General features: G+C 44.0%; 20 protein-coding genes and 1 riboswitch. Of the genes, 6 read left to right on the top strand and 14 right to left on the bottom strand.

Annotated features, from left to right (window positions below):
* Positions 1-10: 10 nt before the first annotated feature.
* On the bottom strand, positions 11-280 hold the full coding sequence (locus tag ACZ5AE_RS06365) for a YfhJ family protein (protein ID WP_464570544.1): 270 nt from the start codon (positions 278-280) through the stop codon (positions 11-13).
* A 130-nt stretch (positions 281-410) separates the two neighbouring features.
* On the opposite strand from ACZ5AE_RS06365, the gene ACZ5AE_RS06360 reads away from it, so the two are divergent.
* Positions 411-587, top strand: coding sequence for a small, acid-soluble spore protein K (locus ACZ5AE_RS06360; RefSeq protein WP_464570542.1), 177 nt, complete (start codon positions 411-413; stop codon positions 585-587).
* Between the two features lie 51 nt (positions 588-638).
* Here ACZ5AE_RS06360 and ACZ5AE_RS06355 read toward each other — a convergent pair whose 3' ends face one another.
* Entirely contained in the window at positions 639-962 is a 324-nt protein-coding gene (locus tag ACZ5AE_RS06355; protein ID WP_464570540.1) for a YfhH family protein, read from the bottom strand.
* A gap of 86 nt (positions 963-1,048) precedes the next feature.
* On the opposite strand from ACZ5AE_RS06355, the gene ACZ5AE_RS06350 reads away from it, so the two are divergent.
* Complete coding sequence (locus ACZ5AE_RS06350) at positions 1,049-1,726, top strand: SDR family NAD(P)-dependent oxidoreductase (protein WP_464570538.1); 678 nt, start codon at positions 1,049-1,051, stop codon at positions 1,724-1,726.
* Positions 1,727-1,768: 42 nt separating this feature from the next.
* A complete protein-coding gene (locus ACZ5AE_RS06345) occupies positions 1,769-1,978 on the top strand; it encodes a hypothetical protein (RefSeq protein ID WP_464570536.1) in 210 nt (69 codons plus the stop codon).
* 509 nt (positions 1,979-2,487) lie between these two features.
* Here ACZ5AE_RS06345 and ACZ5AE_RS06340 read toward each other — a convergent pair.
* Positions 2,488-2,643 (bottom strand): hypothetical protein, encoded by a 156-nt coding sequence (locus ACZ5AE_RS06340; protein ID WP_464570534.1) that lies wholly within the window; start codon positions 2,641-2,643, stop codon positions 2,488-2,490.
* Positions 2,644-2,966: 323 nt separating this feature from the next.
* Positions 2,967-3,788, bottom strand: coding sequence for a recombination regulator RecX (recX, locus tag ACZ5AE_RS06335; protein ID WP_464570532.1), 822 nt, complete (start codon positions 3,786-3,788; stop codon positions 2,967-2,969).
* A gap of 75 nt (positions 3,789-3,863) precedes the next feature.
* On the opposite strand from recX, the gene ACZ5AE_RS06330 reads away from it, so the two are divergent.
* The 3 genes from ACZ5AE_RS06330 (at position 3,864) to ACZ5AE_RS06320 (ending at position 5,283) form a co-directional block, all read left to right on the top strand.
* The gene (locus tag ACZ5AE_RS06330) at positions 3,864-4,763 is read left to right on the top strand and encodes a TIGR01777 family oxidoreductase (RefSeq protein ID WP_464570530.1); all 900 of its coding nucleotides are present in this window, start codon (positions 3,864-3,866) and stop codon (positions 4,761-4,763) included.
* 91 nt (positions 4,764-4,854) lie between these two features.
* The gene (locus ACZ5AE_RS06325) at positions 4,855-4,986 is read left to right on the top strand and encodes a YfhE family protein (protein WP_464570528.1); all 132 of its coding nucleotides are present in this window, start codon (positions 4,855-4,857) and stop codon (positions 4,984-4,986) included.
* Positions 4,987-5,100: 114 nt separating this feature from the next.
* Positions 5,101-5,283, top strand: a complete 183-nt coding sequence (locus tag ACZ5AE_RS06320) for a YfhD family protein (RefSeq protein ID WP_464570526.1) — start codon at positions 5,101-5,103, stop codon at positions 5,281-5,283.
* A 149-nt stretch (positions 5,284-5,432) separates the two neighbouring features.
* Here the strand turns inward: ACZ5AE_RS06320 and ACZ5AE_RS06315 are convergent, their stop codons facing one another.
* The 10 genes from ACZ5AE_RS06315 to ACZ5AE_RS06270 form a co-directional block, all read right to left on the bottom strand.
* Positions 5,433-5,927, bottom strand: coding sequence for a DoxX family protein (locus tag ACZ5AE_RS06315; RefSeq protein WP_213146778.1), 495 nt, complete (start codon positions 5,925-5,927; stop codon positions 5,433-5,435).
* Positions 5,928-6,418: 491 nt separating this feature from the next.
* The gene (locus tag ACZ5AE_RS06310) at positions 6,419-7,651 is read right to left on the bottom strand and encodes a homoserine dehydrogenase (protein WP_464570524.1); all 1,233 of its coding nucleotides are present in this window, start codon (positions 7,649-7,651) and stop codon (positions 6,419-6,421) included.
* Between the two features lie 66 nt (positions 7,652-7,717).
* Positions 7,718-7,829, bottom strand: a riboswitch (SAM riboswitch).
* Between the two features lie 77 nt (positions 7,830-7,906).
* Complete coding sequence (locus tag ACZ5AE_RS06305) at positions 7,907-8,578, bottom strand: GNAT family N-acetyltransferase (RefSeq protein WP_464570522.1); 672 nt, start codon at positions 8,576-8,578, stop codon at positions 7,907-7,909.
* 22 nt (positions 8,579-8,600) lie between these two features.
* The gene (locus ACZ5AE_RS06300) at positions 8,601-9,263 is read right to left on the bottom strand and encodes a GNAT family N-acetyltransferase (protein ID WP_464570520.1); all 663 of its coding nucleotides are present in this window, start codon (positions 9,261-9,263) and stop codon (positions 8,601-8,603) included.
* Positions 9,264-9,281: 18 nt separating this feature from the next.
* Positions 9,282-10,139 (bottom strand): carbon-nitrogen hydrolase family protein, encoded by an 858-nt coding sequence (locus ACZ5AE_RS06295; protein WP_464570518.1) that lies wholly within the window; start codon positions 10,137-10,139, stop codon positions 9,282-9,284.
* A gap of 190 nt (positions 10,140-10,329) precedes the next feature.
* Positions 10,330-11,706, bottom strand: a complete 1,377-nt coding sequence (argH, locus tag ACZ5AE_RS06290; protein WP_464570516.1) for an argininosuccinate lyase — start codon at positions 11,704-11,706, stop codon at positions 10,330-10,332.
* A 78-nt stretch (positions 11,707-11,784) separates the two neighbouring features.
* A complete protein-coding gene (locus ACZ5AE_RS06285) occupies positions 11,785-13,002 on the bottom strand; it encodes an argininosuccinate synthase (RefSeq protein WP_464570514.1) in 1,218 nt (405 codons plus the stop codon).
* Positions 13,003-13,182: 180 nt separating this feature from the next.
* Positions 13,183-14,148: an ornithine carbamoyltransferase gene (argF, locus tag ACZ5AE_RS06280; RefSeq protein ID WP_464570512.1), complete on the bottom strand. Its 966-nt coding sequence runs from the start codon at positions 14,146-14,148 to the stop codon at positions 13,183-13,185.
* Positions 14,132-17,365, bottom strand: a complete 3,234-nt coding sequence (gene carB, locus ACZ5AE_RS06275) for a carbamoyl-phosphate synthase (glutamine-hydrolyzing) large subunit (RefSeq protein WP_464570510.1) — start codon at positions 17,363-17,365, stop codon at positions 14,132-14,134. The genes argF and carB overlap by 17 nt, the downstream gene beginning before the upstream one ends.
* Complete coding sequence (locus ACZ5AE_RS06270; RefSeq protein ID WP_464570508.1) at positions 17,352-18,428, bottom strand: carbamoyl phosphate synthase small subunit; 1,077 nt, start codon at positions 18,426-18,428, stop codon at positions 17,352-17,354. The genes carB and ACZ5AE_RS06270 overlap by 14 nt, the downstream gene beginning before the upstream one ends.
* Positions 18,429-18,433: the final 5 nt, after the last annotated feature.

The raw sequence follows: 18,433 nt of genomic DNA, 5'->3' as shown, positions 1-18,433 counted from the left end.
ACCCGCTTTTTTAATGCAATATATTTTTAGCATGAGCTAAATATATTTCATATTTAGGATTAGTTGTCGTGAAATCATGCAGTTTGTCGCCATAATTTTCAATCCACTGTTTGACAACTCTTTCCGTCATTTCGCTGCCCATATACTCTTGACCCGCTCTGGCAAATGTCGTTTCAAAATCGTCCCATAAAAGCTCCACCCATGTCCGGGCTTCGTTATAGGAAAGAAAGTCGTTTTTGTTTAATAATAGCTTGGTCAGTTTTTCATGATAGTCGTTCATCTATTCACCCCATTGGCAATTTCTTATCACATAAGCAAACAAATTAAGTCAATAATAATAGTACGTGGTCAGCATTAGGCTGCCCTTATGCTTTTCACGTTTTCTCATTCCCTTTAATCGGAGGTACAGCATGAGAAATAAACAGGTTAATTTTCCAAACCAAAATAACAATAAGCTCGAAGGAGAACCGCGGGCAAAAGCCGAATATGCTTCTAAAAGAGCCGACGGCACCATTAACACGCATCCCCAAGAGCGAATGAGAGCATCTGGCGAGCGTGATGATGAATCGCCGCAAGTTTGGAAGTAATCTTTTTTAAAAACAAGCCAGAGACCACGGGTTCTCTGGTTTGTTTTTATATTATTTTAGCCATTTTAATAATGAAATCGGCAAGGCCTCTTGGGTTCCGTCCCCCTTCGTACGATAGCCCCAGGCAAAAACGCCGTTCATATAATCAATTTTGAAATACTCTCCAGGTGCACCCTCAATTTCGTAAATTTCACCTGGCTTAAAGGTACTAGGGTCCATTATGTAGGCCTTTGCCATAAGCACCTTTCTTTCCAGCACTGCGAATTCACTGACCATTCCCATTTGTTCAGCTTTGCGGGCTTTCTCTTGAAGCTGGGATATTTCCTGTCTTAATTCCTGCTCCGTCATTTCACTATACCGTTTCTCCTGCTGCATCGATAATTCCTCCCCGTTCCTCTTTATTTTAGTATAGTGATTTTAGTAAAATTAATAAAGGCAAAACTACGGAAGGATATGACGAAATGAAAACAATTATTATTACCGGGGCTGGATCCGGATTAGGAAAAGAATTAGCGCTGCTTTTTTCCCAGAATGGGTATCATGTGGTGCTGGCAGGCCGGACTGTTAAAAAATTGTCTTCTGTGAAAAGTGATCTTGTGGCCGGCGGCGGGAATGCAGACGTTATGGCCCTGGATATTAGGAATCGTGAAGATGTTTTTTCAAAGGTGGAAGAATTGTGTGGCAGGTATGATGTGTACGGTTTGGTGAATAATGCCGGGGTTGGCCATTTTGGGCCATTCGGTGATATGGATGATGCTCAGATTGTGGAAATGTTAGATACCAATGTGTTGGGAACCATTCTTATGACGAAAGCAGTTTTGCCTATTTTGCTTGGACGCGGCGAAGGGCGGATTATGAATATTATCTCCACTGCCGGACTGCGCGGAAAAGTAAACGAATCAGTTTATTGTGCTAGCAAATTTGCGGTGCGCGGCTTTACAGAAAGCCTTCAGAAGGAATTTAAAGGGCGGGGCATTAAGATTAACGCTGTCTATATGGGAGGCATGGACACACCATTTTGGACTGACAGCAACCACGTGAAAGACCCATCGCGGTTGAGATCTGCTCAGGAAGTGGCGGAGATCATTATGGAGCAGATAGAGCAGGATACGATTGTTATTGAAACCAATAAAGGCTGATCGGGCGTGCGGGGCTTATGGCCTTATACTGGCGGGGACTTCATGAAGGACGTTTTGGAGGCTTTTCTGGTGCTGTTTGTCCTCCAATGGGTTGGATCACGGACATTTCGAGGCGGTCCCTGGAGCGGTTTGGTCTTCATGGGCTTGATGAAGGACATTTTGCGTAAGGTCCGTGGGCGGTTTGGTCTTCATGGGCTTGATGAAGGACATTTTGCGGCAGATCCGGAACCGGTTTGTCCTTCATGGGCTTGATGAAGGACATTTTGCAGCAGATCCGGAACCGGTTTGTCCTTCATGGGCTTGATGAAGGACATTTTGCAGCAGATCCGAAACCGGTTTGTCCTTCATGGGCTTGATGAAGGACATTTTGCGGCAGATCCGGAACCGGTTTGTCCTTCATGGGCTTGATGAAGGACATTTTGCGGCAACCCCGGAACCGGTTTGTCCTTCATGGGCTTGATGAAAGGACATTTTGCGGCAACCCCGGGAGCGGTTTGTCCTTCATGGGATTGATGAAGGACATTTCGCGGCAACCCCGGGAGCGGTTTGTCCTTCATGGGCTTGATGAAGGACATTTTGCGGCAGATCCGGAACCGGTTTGTCCTTCATGGGCTTGATGAAGGACATTTTGCGGCAACCCCGGGAGCGGTTTGTCCTTCATGGGCTTGATGAAGGACATTTTGCGGCAGATCCGGAACCGGTTTGTCCTTCATGGGCTTGATGAAGGACATTTTGCAGTAGATCCGGAACCGGTTTGTCCTTCATGGGATTAATGAAGGACATTTCGCGGCAACCCCGGGAGCGGTTTGTCCTTCATGGGATTGATGAAGGACATTTGCGGTCAGCTCCGTGGGCAGTTTAGTCTCCATTGGCTTAATGAAAGACATTTCGAGTCGCTCCTGGGGCCTATTATCCATTAGAGACCTCCTATTGGACATTTCCTTCACACAGCCCTTCCGTTTTGTCCTTTAGAAGCTCTCTATTGGACATTTCCACTCAAAGCCAAACCCGTTTTGTCCTTTTGAAGCCTCCTATTGGACTTTCTCACTCAATGCCACAACCGTTTTGTCCTTTAGAACACCACTATCGGACATTTCCTCTCCCAGCCATACCCGTTTTGTCCTTTTGAAGCCTCCTATTGGACTTTCTCACTCTACCCCATATCCGTTTTGCCCCTTAGTAGCCTCCTATTGGATATTATTAGACATTTTGCTCCAAAAAGGACACCATATTTGGTCTTTTATAGCTCAGACAAATACCTTTCAATCAACTCCATGGAAAAACCTTTCCGATAAAGTGCTTGTTTCATTTTTTGCTCGAATTCAAAACCGCTATATTGCGAATATTTCCGAACGGCCTTTTCGCCTTGATAGCGGATCGCTTCAAGCTCACCACCGCCATCATCGTCAGCAGCACCCGCAGCTTTCCTCGTATCCACGTCCTCAAGTGCAACCTGAATAACTTCATAAGAATACCCCTTACGAAGCAGCATTTGTTCAAGCTTTTGTTTTTGAATCCGCAGCGAATCCTTAGATCCCTTTTTGAAAAACTTCTCACAAAGCTTAGCGGCCTTTTCGATTTGTTGGTCCCGCGTAAATTCCTTTAGAGCCTCAACCAAAATTAACTGGCCAATCCCCTTTTGCTTCAGTTCCTGCTTGACTACATCAGGGCCTTTATCAGTGGTATTTGCCTGCGTCCGCACAAAAGCAAAGGCAAATTCCTTATCATCTATGTATTTCTGAGCTGTCAGCTTATGAATAACTTCATTTACAACCGGCTCTTCAATTTCTTTTTCCTCAAGATAATCTCTAATCTCTTTTTCCGACCTTATTCGCCGTGCCAGGTAATGTACAGCTAGGTTGTAGGCTTTGCGGATGTCGTCTTGATATTGAATTTCCAACAGAGAAAATTCGTCCACTTCCATCCCTTTTTTTAAGCTAAATTTGATCAAAACATCACTGTCAACACTAAAAGCAAACTCTTCGCCTTTGCCATAATCCATAAAAATATTAAAACGGTCTGTATTTTTTTGCTGTGTGGTGATTTTTGTAATTATAGCCAACACGGTCACCCCCACTCTAATTTACCATATTGGTCAAATAATATAATAAAATAAAGGTAATAAGGAGGCGGAAAAATGAAAATTGTGATTGCGGGCGGAACAGGCTTTGTTGGCAAAGCACTTGTAAATGAATTAACCAAAAACGGCCACCAGGTTATTGTTTTAACGCGAAACTCAAATCAGGATGGCCCCAGCGTTCAATATGTTCAATGGCTGCACCCAAAATCAAACCCTGCCTCGTCACTAACAGGAACAGATATCATCATCAACCTCGCCGGTGAATCCATAAACAGCGGGCGCTGGACAGGGCAAAGAAAGAAAACCATTCTGAACAGCAGACTTGAAGCGGTTCATGAGATTCTAACTATCATGAAAAAATTAAACCCAAAACCACAAGCATTTATCAACGCCAGCGCGGTCGGTTATTATGGAACCTCTTTTGATAAAACTTTTTCGGAAGAAGACAAAGGCAGCAGTGATGACTTCCTGTCACGTACAGTCATGGAATGGGAAAAAGAAGCCGCAAAAGCAGCCGATATCGGAATTCGCACCGTTTTTTGCAGATTTGGCATTGTCCTTGATAAAGCTGAAGGTGCCCTGCCAAAAATTGCACTCCCTTATACAGCGTTTATTGGCGGACCGATCGGCACAGGAAAGCAGTGGATGTCTTGGATTCATATTGAAGATGTTATCAAATCCATTCTCTTTATTATCGAAAATGAAACGATTCAAGGACCAGTTAACTTTACAGCCCCAAATCCTGTCACTATGAATGAATTTGGCCAAGTGCTAAGTAAAGTTCTCAATCGTCCGCATTGGCTTCCTGTGCCTAGCTTTGCCTTAAAAACCTTATTAGGTGAAATGAGCACACTGGTTGTCGATGGACAGAGAGTCCTGCCAAAAAAACTCTTAGAATCCGGCTACACCTTCCAATATCCCGATTTAAAACATGCTCTGAAAAATATATTTTCCTAAAACCGTATCTTTCCAGGTGGAAAAGGCAAAAATGGTGAAGTGTACATTATGTACCATTTTTACCTAATTCAAATAGTTGAAAGGAATGAGCATGATGTCAGAAAATAAGAAGCGCAATAAGGATCGGGAAAGAACAAATCTAACGAGTATGCAGGAAGTCGCATATGGCCATGAGTTTAAAATGGCGGACCGGGCCGGCGGCTACATGAAACGTAAAAGGTAATTAACAAAAAACTTTATATAATTTTTCCATTAATGGACCCCTTTCCATTTGCAAATGCTAGTAAAGGGAGCAAGTCTTTAGCTCCACTAGTGATAATTGAAAGGGGTTTTTTTAATGGGCCGTTCACAAGGACATAAGACTCGTGACAGAAACAAAGCCTCACTTCCACAGGTGCCGAAAAATATGAAATCAGATGGCCAGGATGTAGAATTTTCAAAGGAAATGGCAGATGGAGCTGACTTAGAAGCAATGGCGCGCGCAAATGCGGCAAACCAGCGCGTCAGAAATCGCAAATAATAAATGGAAACTCGCCGATTGGGGAGTCCAAGAGGACGGTTCATGAGGCGTAGTTGAATTTATACTTTTAGCTAAAAAAAGAAGAAGCAGGATTCCTGCTTCTTTAATGTATTTAAAGGGGGAGTTAACGATTATTAATTGGTGCTGCCTTATTGCGTTTTTACCTCATTTACATGAGCTTTTTTGAAATAGCCTTTGATAAAAGGAACTGCATATCGGTCAAGCCCGAAGTAGTAAGCTCCTGCACCAGCGAATAACAGAATCATCGCGGCCGTATAAAGAATTGGGTTAGTGCTTGTCGTACCCGCCAGCATAAAGTTCAGGTTCATAAATGCACCGGCAATCAGGGCTGGGATTGTTGCAAGACCAACGATTAAGCCAAGACCGACTAACATTTCACCCCAAGGTATTAATGTATTAAAAATTCCCACGTTAGGCATAGCGAATTGCTGTAAGAAATCTGCATACCATGCTTGAACCGCAGGGTGTTCGCCAGTTGCTGCTGCCATTGCCCCTTTTAGGAACCCCGTGGCATCGAAACCACCAGTTAGCTTATGATAACCTGCTTCTATCCATTGTAATCCAAGCCAAACACGTAATACTGTCCAAACAACTGCTGCGTAAGGAGTTTTGTACCATCTCATCATAATCATCTCCATAGTTTTTTGTGAAGTGTTTCACAAATTTAACTTTAAGTTATTCCCTTATGAAAGGGATTGATCAGCTAGCTGTGTCTTGTAAGGAAGTCTTTGTGAATTGCTTCACTATCTTCTTTACACTTTTAATATACTCTCCTGCTATTGAAAAAACAACGGCTTTCACAGTTTCTTAACATATTAATGTTAGATATATGAAGAGATTGTGAACGCAATACAGCACGTTCCCCCTCCTCTTTTGTGAACAATGTTAATAATGTGGACAACACCAATTAACCCCTTATAAAATCTGATTTTTACAATCAGCTTTTCTGTTAATAATTAACGGTGGATAACCGCTTTCAAAATTGTGGATAATGTGCATAACATTGTGGACTACCTATAAATACAGGACTTTAGATGTGGAAAAAACACTGGATAAACGAATGTCCATTCATAACAAAAGGAGCATCACATAAAAGATGCCCCTCAAACCAACCCTATAATGCCTTTGCTTCCTCAATACCCCTAACTAACTCTTCCTTACCCAGGATCGAAAAATATTGAACCGATGGTTGTCTTTGCGCAAGCTGCTCGATGTCTTTTTTGGTACCCTTTAGGACAAAGATTCCTTCAGAGATTTCATCCACCAGTGTAATGGCGGGACTGCCATATTTTTGGATCAGACCTTGGACCAGCCAGTATTCCCTATGGTGTTCATTTTTCAACTCTATGTCCTCTCCTGAGGTTTTCAAATAATTAGATCTAGTCACGTGGCTTTGACATACATGGACCAAATCCTCGATTATGGCACTAGCAGTTGGGTACATACCTGCACCAGGTCCTTGAAGGGTGATTTCCCCAACAATATCAGATTTCACATTCACCGCGTTCTCCACCCCTTCAACATGGTAAAAAGGGTGTTCAGAGCCGACTAGAACCGGTCTCACCGATGCCTGGATGCGGGTGCCAGACTTCCAGATGCCCGCGATATGTTTAAACCTTAAACCTAAGTTTTGCGCTGCTTCAATCAATTCACTTGTAATTGTTGTAATCCCTACCCGTTCAACATCACGCCAGTCTGGCTCCTCGCCAAAAGCCAGCCTGCTGAGAATCATTGTTTTATAAAAAGCATCATAGCCTTCCACGTCATTGGTCGGATCCGCCTCGGCATAGCCATTTTCCTGTGCCCGCAGCAAGCTTTCGGCAAATGACTGCTGCTTTTCCCGCATCTCGGTCAAGATGAAATTGGACGTTCCATTTAGGATTCCCAGGATCCGCTGGACACGATTAATTTTTAAAAGCTGTCCAAGCGTTTGAATGACCGGAATCCCTCCGGCCACTGTCGCCTCAAAACCAACCGACACCTGATGCTGTTCTGCCAAATCGATAAGCTCATTCCCGTGGTGGGCAAACATCTCTTTATTCGCTGTAATGATGTGGCAGCCCCGTTGGATTGCTTTTTTCAAATAGGAAAAAGTCGGGTCTTTATCCACGATACACTCAATCACGACATCAAGCTTCGGCAATTGCAGAATTTCTTGGAAGTCGGTTGTCAACAGAACATTCCCGCTAATATCCCGCGGTTTTTGCCTATTTCTAACAAGGACGGCAGCAACCTCTACTTCCTTCCCTAATTCTGCCGCTAGCTCACTGCCATGTGATTGAATGGTCCGATAAACCCCTTCCCCAACAGTACCGAACCCGAGAATTGCCACTTTAATTACAGACATGTCTGCCACCCCTTTAATTATTTGAAAAATAAAAACCCTCTTCATAAGAAGAGGGCTTTATTCCTCCTCTTATCTATCAGGCTATAAATAACCTGCAGGAATTAGCACCTTTTCAAGGAAAACCTTGAAGGTTGCCGGGCTTCATCGGGCCTAGTCCCTCCGCCGCTCTGGATAAGAGATATTTATTTGATTTTTCATTAAATTTCCAAAGATATATAAAAAGTATAATATCTGAATTTTCAAGAGTTGTCAATATTAAAGTGGCAAAAGAGCAACCGTTTCTTTTGTTGCTAATTTCTCAACCATGTCCAGCCATTGCTGCGGTTTGTTGGAAAGCACCGAATAGTAGGTTGTTAGAAAATCTTTGACAAGTAATGCCTGAATTTCAGTGATTTCTTCCTTAATCGGCATGAAGCATAAATCTAGGCCAGACACTGCTTCCCCATTGTTTTCCCAGGACGGGTGAAGGTAGGAAAGGTCAAGGCGCTTATAGCCCAAATGGGACAGAACCTCACGGCGCACGTACGGGTCCATGACCTTCACGCCGCCAAATTCGTGGTGCTCCACGCGGTATGGGTCATAGATTTCGGCAAACATACCGAAAAGCTCATTGCCGTTTTGGGCAGCAAGCTGTTTTAGGTCTTTCAAACGATTCTCAGCTAAAAAACGGCCAAGCGAGATGCCTGGTTTGCTGATGATGGTGAAGTCGGTCATTGCAATGTTCCAGTCCGGATAATAGCGGTATTCAGTGGCGCCGACGACCTGTTCCTCATGGATGGCAACGAATACGCGGATACTTGGGTCTTCTAACGGTTCTTTCCACAACTCATATTCAAGGACCTCTTCTGGTGGAAAAATCTGTCCCATTAATTCGTGAAGCTTTTTAAAATTTGGGTCTTCAATATTGGTAATGCGTTTAAATTCCATTGGTTCTGATTCCCCTTCAAAATTATTTAAATGGGTTCTTCCATTCCATTAATGCCGCATTGTTGAGGGATTCTTCATCCTCTAAATAGTTTCTGGCGACACCGATTGGGACACGCCCGCAGCGGAGGAGAAAGGTGACGACAGGATCCTTCAGTTCGCCTTTAATGACAGCTTCGAGATACTCTTCCGGCGTCATTTTGTCAGACACCTTATGTAAGCCTGGCATCCGCCCGCCGCCCAGCAGCCGGTCATATCCTTTTTCAATGACCACATGGTACATGGCATGCATCATTAATTTTCCGAGCCCTAGCTTGCGGTACTTCGGACGAACACTGATATCGACAATGTAGAGGGTATTGCCGTTCGGATTATGGTTGCGGATATAGCCGTGGTCGGTGACTTCTTCCCATGTATGGCTGTGATTAGAAGGGTCCAACTCGACACAAACTCCAGTCAGAGAGCCCGCCAATTCCCCATTGATTTCAACGCACAATGCCCCTTCCGGAAACAGTGTGACATGGTTGGTTAGTTGTTCTTTATTCCACCAAAGTTCAGATGGAAAAGGAGGCGGGAAGCATTCGGACTGGATTTCGATGAGCTGATCAAAGTCCTCTATTGTGTAATTACGTATGCAAACCGGCAGCGGCCGGTCCTGATCATAGACGTAAAATTCACTTCGATACATGAATAGCCCTCCCTCATTTTAATTCCAATCTGTATATAAATCGGTGCGGCGGTCGCGCCAAGTGGTTACAGAACCGCGCTCACGAACTTCGTATAGAAGTTCCAGGTCAAGATCGGCTGTTACGACCATGTCGTTGTTGATTTCCCCTTCTACTAAAAGCCCTTTTGGCGGGAACGGGATATCGTTTGGAGTGATAACGGCTGCCTGACCAAAGTTTGCCCGCATGAAATCAACGGTAGGCAGCGCTCCAACCGTTCCTGTTAACACCACATATACCTGATTTTCAATCGCTCGGGCATGGCTTGTGTAACGAACGCGGTGGAAGCCGTGGCGGTCGTCCGTGCAAGATGGACAGAAAATCACGTCTGCACCCTTCGCCTTCGCCATCCGAACGATTTCTGGAAATTCAATATCATAGCAGGTTAACAGAGCAATTTTTCCCTTTTCAGTTTCAAAAATTTGAAACGAGTCCCCTGCTGCCATATTCCATTCTTTAACCTCTGTTGGGGTGATATGCAGTTTGGCCTGCTCGCCGACGCGGCCGTCTGGGTAAAATAAATGAGCAGTATTGTAAAGCTTGCCATCCTTTTCGAGGACATGGGTCCCTGCGATGATGTGCATGTTGGATTCTTTTGCAAATTTGATAAAGAGTTCACGGTATTGGTTGGTGAAGCTTGGCAGGTCATTGATGGTCAGGCTTTGTCCTTGACCATTTCCAATGGAAAGTAATTGCGTAGTAAAGAATTCAGGAAAAAGGACAAATTCAGCCCCGAATTCCTCGGCGGTTTTTATATAATGCTCACATTGAGCGGCAAATTCTTCAAATGAGTTGATCGTGTGAAGATGGTACTGAACAACAGATACTCTAAGTTTCATTTTTCGCCTCCTGGATGGTTATTGGAAGTTATATTCCATATTGAATTATCTTATAATCTAGCATTTTATACAAATGAAATGACTTCCATATATTTGGGCAATAAAAAAAGCCAGCAGGGGTGCTGACTTTAATTGTAGTTATCTTACTAATTCTTTTCCAAAAAGGTACTATGATTACCTATTTAAACACTTACTGCTCAAGTTTTCTCTCAGCAAGTTTAATTTGCTCTCTTACCTGCTCTGGTGAGGTTCCGCCAAAGCTGTTTCTGACCGCAACTACATGCTCCGGCGCCAAAACAACATAAATATCATCTTCAAACAGCGTACTGAACTGCTGATATTCGTCCAGCGTTAAATCCAACAGAAATTTGCTGGATTGAATCGAATAAAGAACAATTTTTCCAATCACTTCATGAGCCTCACGGAATGGCAATCCTTTGCGGACAAGGTAATCTGCAATGTCAGTAGCATTTGAGAAGTCATTATTGATGGCTTTTCGCATGACATCCTTGCGAACGGTCATTGTTTCAATCATCGGTGCCAAAAGCTTCAATGAGCCTTCTAGGGTTGTCACCGTATCAAACATACCTTCCTTGTCTTCCTGGAGGTCCTTGTTATATGCGAGCGGAAGACCCTTCAGAACAGTCAGCAAGCCCATCAAATTGCCATACGTGCGGCCTGTTTTTCCGCGCAAAAGCTCCGGTACGTCAGGATTCTTTTTCTGCGGCATGATGCTAGACCCTGTACAGAACGAATCATCGAGCTCGACAAACTGAAATTCCTGACTTGACCAAATAACCAATTCCTCTGAAAGACGAGAAATATGTGTCATGATAATAGAGCCAATCGACAGAAATTCAAGGATAAAGTCGCGGTCGCTGACGGCATCCATGCTATTTGGATAGATGGTTTCAAAGCCCAGCTGCTCGGCAACAATCTCACGATTAATCGGAAATGTTGTTCCTGCCAGCGCCCCGGAACCAAGCGGCAGCCAATTTACCCGTTTCAATGAATCAAGCAGTCTCTCCTTGTCGCGTTCAAACATCCAAAAATAAGCCAATAAATGGTGGGCGAATGAGACAGGCTGGGCACGCTGCAGGTGCGTATAGCCCGGAATCAGCGTTTCCACATGCTCCTTCGCTTGTCCGATAATCGCCTGCTGGACCTCTTCAACCAACGTGATCAGCTCAGTTGTCTTTGTTCTTAAATAAAGATGCATATCAGTCGCGACTTGGTCGTTCCGGCTCCGGCCAGTGTGTAGTTTCCCGCCAACAGGCCCAATCTCTTCGATTAGCTGTCTTTCAATATTCATATGAATGTCTTCATCTTCAACTAAAAATTCGACCTCGCCACGGTCTACTTTTTCCTTAATCAGCAGAAGGCCGTTTTTAATTTTTTCCGCATCTTCGATCGGGATAATGCCGCATTCACCTAGCATTTGCACATGAGCAAGGCTTCCTGCAATATCTTCCTTAGCCAGCTTTTGGTCAAAGGAAATCGAAGCTGTAAACTCTTCCACTAATTTGTTGGTTTCCTTTGTAAAACGTCCGCCCCATAGCTTAGACATCACTTGCTCCTCCTAAATGTAAGAAGATTGCCCCCGAAACAGCTTCGAGGGCACTCCAAATTTATTTTTCAAATAAGATTATTGTTTCACAACAGATTCTTCTTTTTTATTAACCTCAGAATATACCTTTGTTGGCAGACCCCAAAGTTTAATGAAACCAACTGCTGCATTATGATCAAAAGCATCGCCTTTTGTATAAGTAGCAAGCTCTTCATTGTAAAGGCTGTGAACGGATTTACGGCCGACAACCGTATGGTTACCTTTATGAAGCTTCACGCGGATAGTTCCGGAAACAACCTTTTGAGTTTCGTCGATAAACGCATCAAGCGCCGCTTTCAATGGTGAGTACCAAAGACCTTCGTAAATGATTTTTGCCATTTGCTGGTCTACCTGTGTTTTGAATTGAGTTACTTCACGTGGTAATGTCAAGAACTCCAATTCTTTGTGAGCATTGATTAAAATAAGTGCTCCTGGGTTTTCGTATACTTCACGGGATTTAATCCCTACTAATCTATTTTCGATGTGGTCGATACGGCCAACACCATGTTTGCCGCCAAGGGAATTTAATGTTTCAATCAATTGAACAAGCGGTAAAGTTTCACCGTTAAGTGATACAGGAACACCTTGTTCAAATCCGATTTCAATGTATTCAGCCTGGTCCGGAGCTAATTCAATTGGGTTAGTCCAATCGTATGCCGCTTCAGGTGCTTCTGCCCAAGGATCCTCGAGAACTCCAGCTTCGCAGGCACGTCCCCAAATGTTAGCGTCAATCGAGAATGGATTGTCTAAATCAACTGGAATCGGAATTCCATGCTCCTCGGCATAAGCGATTTCTTCGTCACGGGTCATCCCCCACTCACGAACAGGTGCGACAACCTTTAGACTTGGATTTAATGCTTGTACGGAAACTTCAAAGCGAACCTGGTCATTTCCCTTACCAGTACAGCCATGAGCAACCGCCGCTGCTCCTTCTTGCTCTGCTACATCAACCAATAATTTAGAAATTAACGGTCTTGATAGCGCAGAAGAAAGGGGATATTTGCCTTCATATAAGCAGTTAGCCTTTAAGGCAGGGATAATATAATCCTTTGCTAGCATTTCTTTGGCATCTACCATGATGGCTTTGATCGCCCCAACATTCAGTGCCTTGTTTTTAATAGCTTCCAAGTCTTTTCCTTCGCCGACATCCAGTCCTAACGCGATTACATCATAGCCATATTTTTCTTGGATCCATTTAACCGAAACGGATGTATCTAAACCGCCTGAATAGGCTAATACGATTTTTTCCTTTGCCATTATAAACGCTCCTTATATCTACTGTGTATTTAAATTCATTCAACGGTATTATTATACAACAAATCTCAAAAAAATAAAGACAATTTTTTAAGAAATCTAATTAACTGGCAAGCCCCCGGAACCGTTCATGAGGCGAAGTTGATTATATACATTAGGAAAGAAAAAATTTTTTCCTTCCTATTAGCCTAGTAAAAGTTTTAAAATTGCTTTTTGTGCATGAAGACGGTTCTCTGCTTCATCAAAAACAACGGAATGTGGTCCATCGATAATTTCTGCCGTTACCTCTTCATCGCGGTGGGCAGGCAGACAATGTAAGAAAAGGAAGTCGTCTTTTGCATGTTTGCACAGTTCTGCATTCACTTGATAGCTCTGGAATGCCTCAAGGCGTTTTGCCGTTTCTTCTTCCTGACCCATGCTGGTCCAAACATCTGTTACGATCACATCTGCATCTTTAACCGCTTCCTGTGGGTTGTTTGTTATCGTAACACTGCTTCCTGTTTGCTGACCAAACTTGATAGCTCTTTCGGTAATTTCTCCATTTGGCAAATATCCAGCAGGGCTCGCGATGCTGATATCCATGCCTACTTTTACGGCACCTTCCATTAAAGAATGAGCCATATTGTTATTTCCGTCGCCCACATAGGCAAGCTTTAAGCCCGCTAATTTTCCTTTATTCTCCAAAATGGTTAATAAATCTGCCAAGACCTGGGTCGGGTGCTGCAGGTCAGTTAATCCGTTAATGACCGGAACGGCAGCATGCTCTGCCAATTCTTCAACCGTCTCGTGTGCAAACGTACGAATCATAATGCCGTCAACATAGCGCGATAAGACTTTGGCTGTGTCAGAAATGCTTTCCCCGCGTCCAATTTGAATGTCTCTTGAACTTAAGAAAAGCGCATGGCCTCCTAACTGCAGCATTCCTACCTCAAATGATACTCTTGTACGTGTGGACGATTTTTCAAAAATCATTCCGAGGACCTTCCCGGCCAAATGCGGGTGCGGCTTCCCTTGCTTTTGCTGGGCCTTTAATTGCTGGGCCACTTCCAGCATATAAAGAATTTCTTCTGTTGTATAATCAGCCAGCTGAAGGAAATCCTTCCCCTTCAGCTGTAATTTATTTGAATTTAATTTAACGGCTTCTAACATGAACTGCACCTTCCTTTTCCAATTGATAAAACTCACTTACGGTGTGAACTGCGAAATCAGCTTTTTCTGTTTTATGCAAGTCGAGGATTGCTTTTACCGTATCAAGGTGGGTGTACACCGGCACCTTATAGCGAATCGCCTGCTCGCGAATATAAAAGCCAAATTTCTGTTTGTTCCGTCCCTGATTTGGCATATTGATAACAGCCTTCATGTTTTGCTTTTTGAACAGGTCATTCACATCCTGATCGTTATTCACAACAGTCTCAACAACGATGCCATTCTCTGCTAAAAATGCTGCGGTGCCTTCTGTTGCAGCAAGCTTCCATTTTCCTGCAAGCTCTTTTAGAATTGGCAGGCTTCCCGCTTTCTCACGGTCAGAAATGGAGCATAACAGATATCCTTCTTCGGCAGTTCCTCCTATTGAAGGAAGCGCCTTATCAAGTGCCTCCCGGAAAGTTCTGCCCATACCGAGCACCTCCCCGGTTGACTTCATTTCCGGACCAAGTACATGGTCAACACCTTTTAACTTACTTGATGAAAAAATTGGTGCCTTTATGGAATAATATGCCGGTTCAGGCAGCAAACCTGTTGTTTGGCTCAAATCCTTAAGAGTCTCGCCTAATTGAACCCGTACTGCCCATTCAATCATTGGAACGCCCGTTACCTTGCTGATAATCGGCACCGTTCTTGACGAACGCGGATTTACTTCCAAGCAATAGACGATATTTTCATAGACGACGAACTGGATATTCATCATCCCAATGATCGAGGTCGCTTTGGCAATTCTGGCACCGTACTCGATTAACGTCAATTTCGTTTCTGCTGTTAACGAAACCGGCGGGAATACGGAAATGCTGTCACCAGAATGGACCCCTGCTTTTTCAATATGTTCAAAAATACCAGGAACGGCAATTTCTTCGCCATCGCTGATGACGTCAATTTCGCACTCTAGGCCCGGCAAATATTTATCTACTAATAACGGCCACATTTTTTCGTTTGAATTTTTTTCTAGCTGCTGAATGTAACTGATTAACTCTTCTCCTGAAAAAATGGTAAACATAGACTGTCCGCCGATTACGTAAGACGGTCTGACCAGTACCGGGTAACCTAAGGTTGTTGCTGCATCGAGCAATTCTTGAGCACTTTCTGCGGTTTTCCCTTCGATATGCGGAATGTCTAGTTCTTCTAGAAGTTGATAAAATTCTTTTCGGTCTTCGAGTTGATCTACATGTTTTACTGAAGTCCCTAGGATTTTGACGCCTTCTTCTTCTAATTCCTTCGCCAGATTAATAGCTGTCTGCCCGCCGAATTGAATCAGCACGCCTTCAATCTGTTCTTTTTCAATCACATGCAGAACATCTTCCGCAGCAAGCGGTTCAAAATAAAGGCTGTCGGCAACGGAGTAATCGGTGCTGACTGTTTCCGGGTTATTGTTGATGACAACAGCCTGGTAGCCTTTTTTCTTGATGGCCTTTGCAGCATGGACAGAGCAATAATCGAATTCGATTCCCTGGCCAATTCTAATTGGGCCTGAGCCGATAACAAGAATTTTCGGCAAGTCCCTGGCTTCCACTTCGTCAAAACCGTGCCAAGTAGAATAGTAGTAAGGCGTTACCGCATCAAACTCTGCCGAGCAGGTATCAACCATCTTATAGCCTGGCTTCAGGTTTAATGCTTTACGTTTGCTTCTAATTTCCTTTTCGGGAACACCATAAATTTGCGACATTAGCTTATCACCGACATTGGTGCGCTTGGCTTCCTTCAGGAGTGTGTCAGGCAGCTCGCTCCATTGATAACTGGCCAATTCTTTTTCCAAGGCCACGATAGAACTAATTTTGTGTAAAAACCATGGGTCAATCTGAGTTAGCTGCTGCACTTGTTCAAGCGTCATGCCTCTTCTGAATGCTTCGGCAATGATAAACAAGCGTTGATCATTGGCAGTATCCAGAAGCTTAACCAGGGCAGTTTCTTCCAAAGCTTGATTTGCCGATTTGCAAAGTCCGTAAACATTCATTTCCATCGAGCGGATCGCTTTGTTTAAAGCTCCCTCGAAGGTCCGATCTATCGCCATGACTTCGCCGGTTGCTTTCATCTGCGTTCCCAGAGTCCTATCTGCTTCAGGGAACTTGTCAAACGGGAATCGCGGCAGTTTTACCACAATATAATCAATCGCCGGTTCAAACGATGCAAAGGTGTTGTCTGTTATCGGATTCACAATCTCATCCAAGTGATAGCCGATTGCGCATTTGGCCGCCATCCTTGCAATCGGATAACCGGTTGCTTTGGAGGCAAGTGCCGATGAACGGCTGACCCTTGGGTTTACTTCGATGATGTAATATTCGTTGGATTCCGGGTGAAGTGCGAACTGAATGTTACAGCCCCCGATAATCTCAAGCTCACGAATAACTTTTATAGAAACGTCACGGAGCATTTGATACTGAACATCTGTTAATGTTTGTGATGGAGCAACGACAATGGAATCACCGGTATGAACGCCGACTGGGTCCAGGTTTTCCATATTACAAACGATGATGCACGTATCATTGGCATCCCGCATGACCTCATATTCAATTTCCTTCCAGCCCTTAATGCTCTTTTCCACTAATACTTGATGTATCGGGCTGGCCGCTAGACCTTTCTTCAAAACGATTTCAAGGTCCTCTTCGTTATAGGCAAAACCGCCGCCATCTCCGCCAAGTGTATAGGCAGGTCGAATAATAACTGGATAGCCGATTTCGTTAACGAAGGCTAGACCTTCATCGTACGTATGAATAATCGCCGATTCCGGAATCGGTTCGCCGATTTGCAGCATCAAATTCCGGAACTTTTCGCGATCCTCGCCGTTTTTAATGGACGCAACCGAGGTTCCCAGAAGCTCCACATTATATTTTTCAAGAATTTTTTGCTCAAATAATTCAACGGTTAAGTTCAAGCCGGTTTGCCCGCCCAGGGTACCGATCACCCCGTCCGGTTTTTCTTTTTGAATAATTTTTTCAATCGTTTCCACATTTAGCGGTTCAATATATACTTTATCGGCGACTGCTTCGTCTGTCATGATGGTCGCCGGGTTGTTATTGACGAGGACAACCTCGAGCCCCTCTTCCCTTAGGGCGATACACGCCTGCGTTCCTGCATAATCAAATTCTGCAGCCTGCCCGATAACAATTGGGCCTGATCCGATGACTAGTACTTTTTTCAGGTTTTTATTTAATGGCATAACGTGTCTCTCCCACTGAAGCAATCTTACTTACGAATTCTGTTAAAATATAAGCGGTGTCGCTTGGTCCCGGGTGTGCTTCGGGATGAAATTGCACGGTTTGAATTTGATAGTTTTTATGTGTTAATCCTTCAATGGACTTGTCATTCACATTTCGGTAGGTGACGTTGAATACCTTTTCGTCGATGCTGTTGTCAACCACCACGTAGCCATGGTTCTGGGCAGTGATTTTTACTTTTCCGGTCATTAATTCTTTCACCGGGTGATTGCCGCCGCGATGGCCGTAAGCAAGCTTTTCTGTTTTGGCCCCGTAAGCAAGGGCAATCAGCTGATGCCCCAAGCAAATCCCAAGTGTCGGATAGTGCTGGGTGATTTTCTTGATTTCCGGAAACCATTTTTGCAGTGACATCGGGTCCCCAGGGCCGTTGCTGAGGAGGACACCATCCGGATCTAAAGATTTTATTTTTTCAAAAGGTGTGTTGTAAGGAACAACCGTTACCGAGCAATTTTCCGCTAAAAGAGCAGTAAGGATAGATTTCTTATAACCGAAATCCATTAAGACCACATGCGGGCCGCCTTTTTTGAAGAATTGCACCTTTTTCGTGGATACTTGGTCTACCCATAATGGCGTGTTTTCTTCTGCCGGGAAGCTTGCTTCTACCTTTTTGCTGATAAAACCCTTTACTGTTCCGCGGCTGCGGATGGTTTTAACAAGTAGTCTTGTATCGACATTCACGATTCCGGGAACGCCTGCCTGTTTTAGCTTTTCAGAAAACTTTTGAAAGGATTGATAATGGCTCGGTGTTTCACATAAGTCGCCGATAACAACCCCCGCAAGTGCCGGTGAAATGCTTTCATCATCAAGGGCGTTGATTCCATAGTTGCCGATTATCGGATAGCAAAAGGTGATGATTTGTCCAGCGTAGGACGGGTCAGTAATAATTTCCTGATAGCCGGTCATGCTTGTATTGAAAACTACTTCCCCGAGAGATTCCTTATTTGCGCCGATTAGCACACCTTCAAATACTTCTCCCGTTTCCAAAGTAAGATACCCCTGTTCCAACTTAC

It is taken from the genome of Neobacillus sp. S1227, from assembly GCF_055385255.1.
The sequence above is the reverse complement of the archived record's forward strand: the minus strand, read 5'-3'. Positions and strand labels throughout refer to the sequence as shown.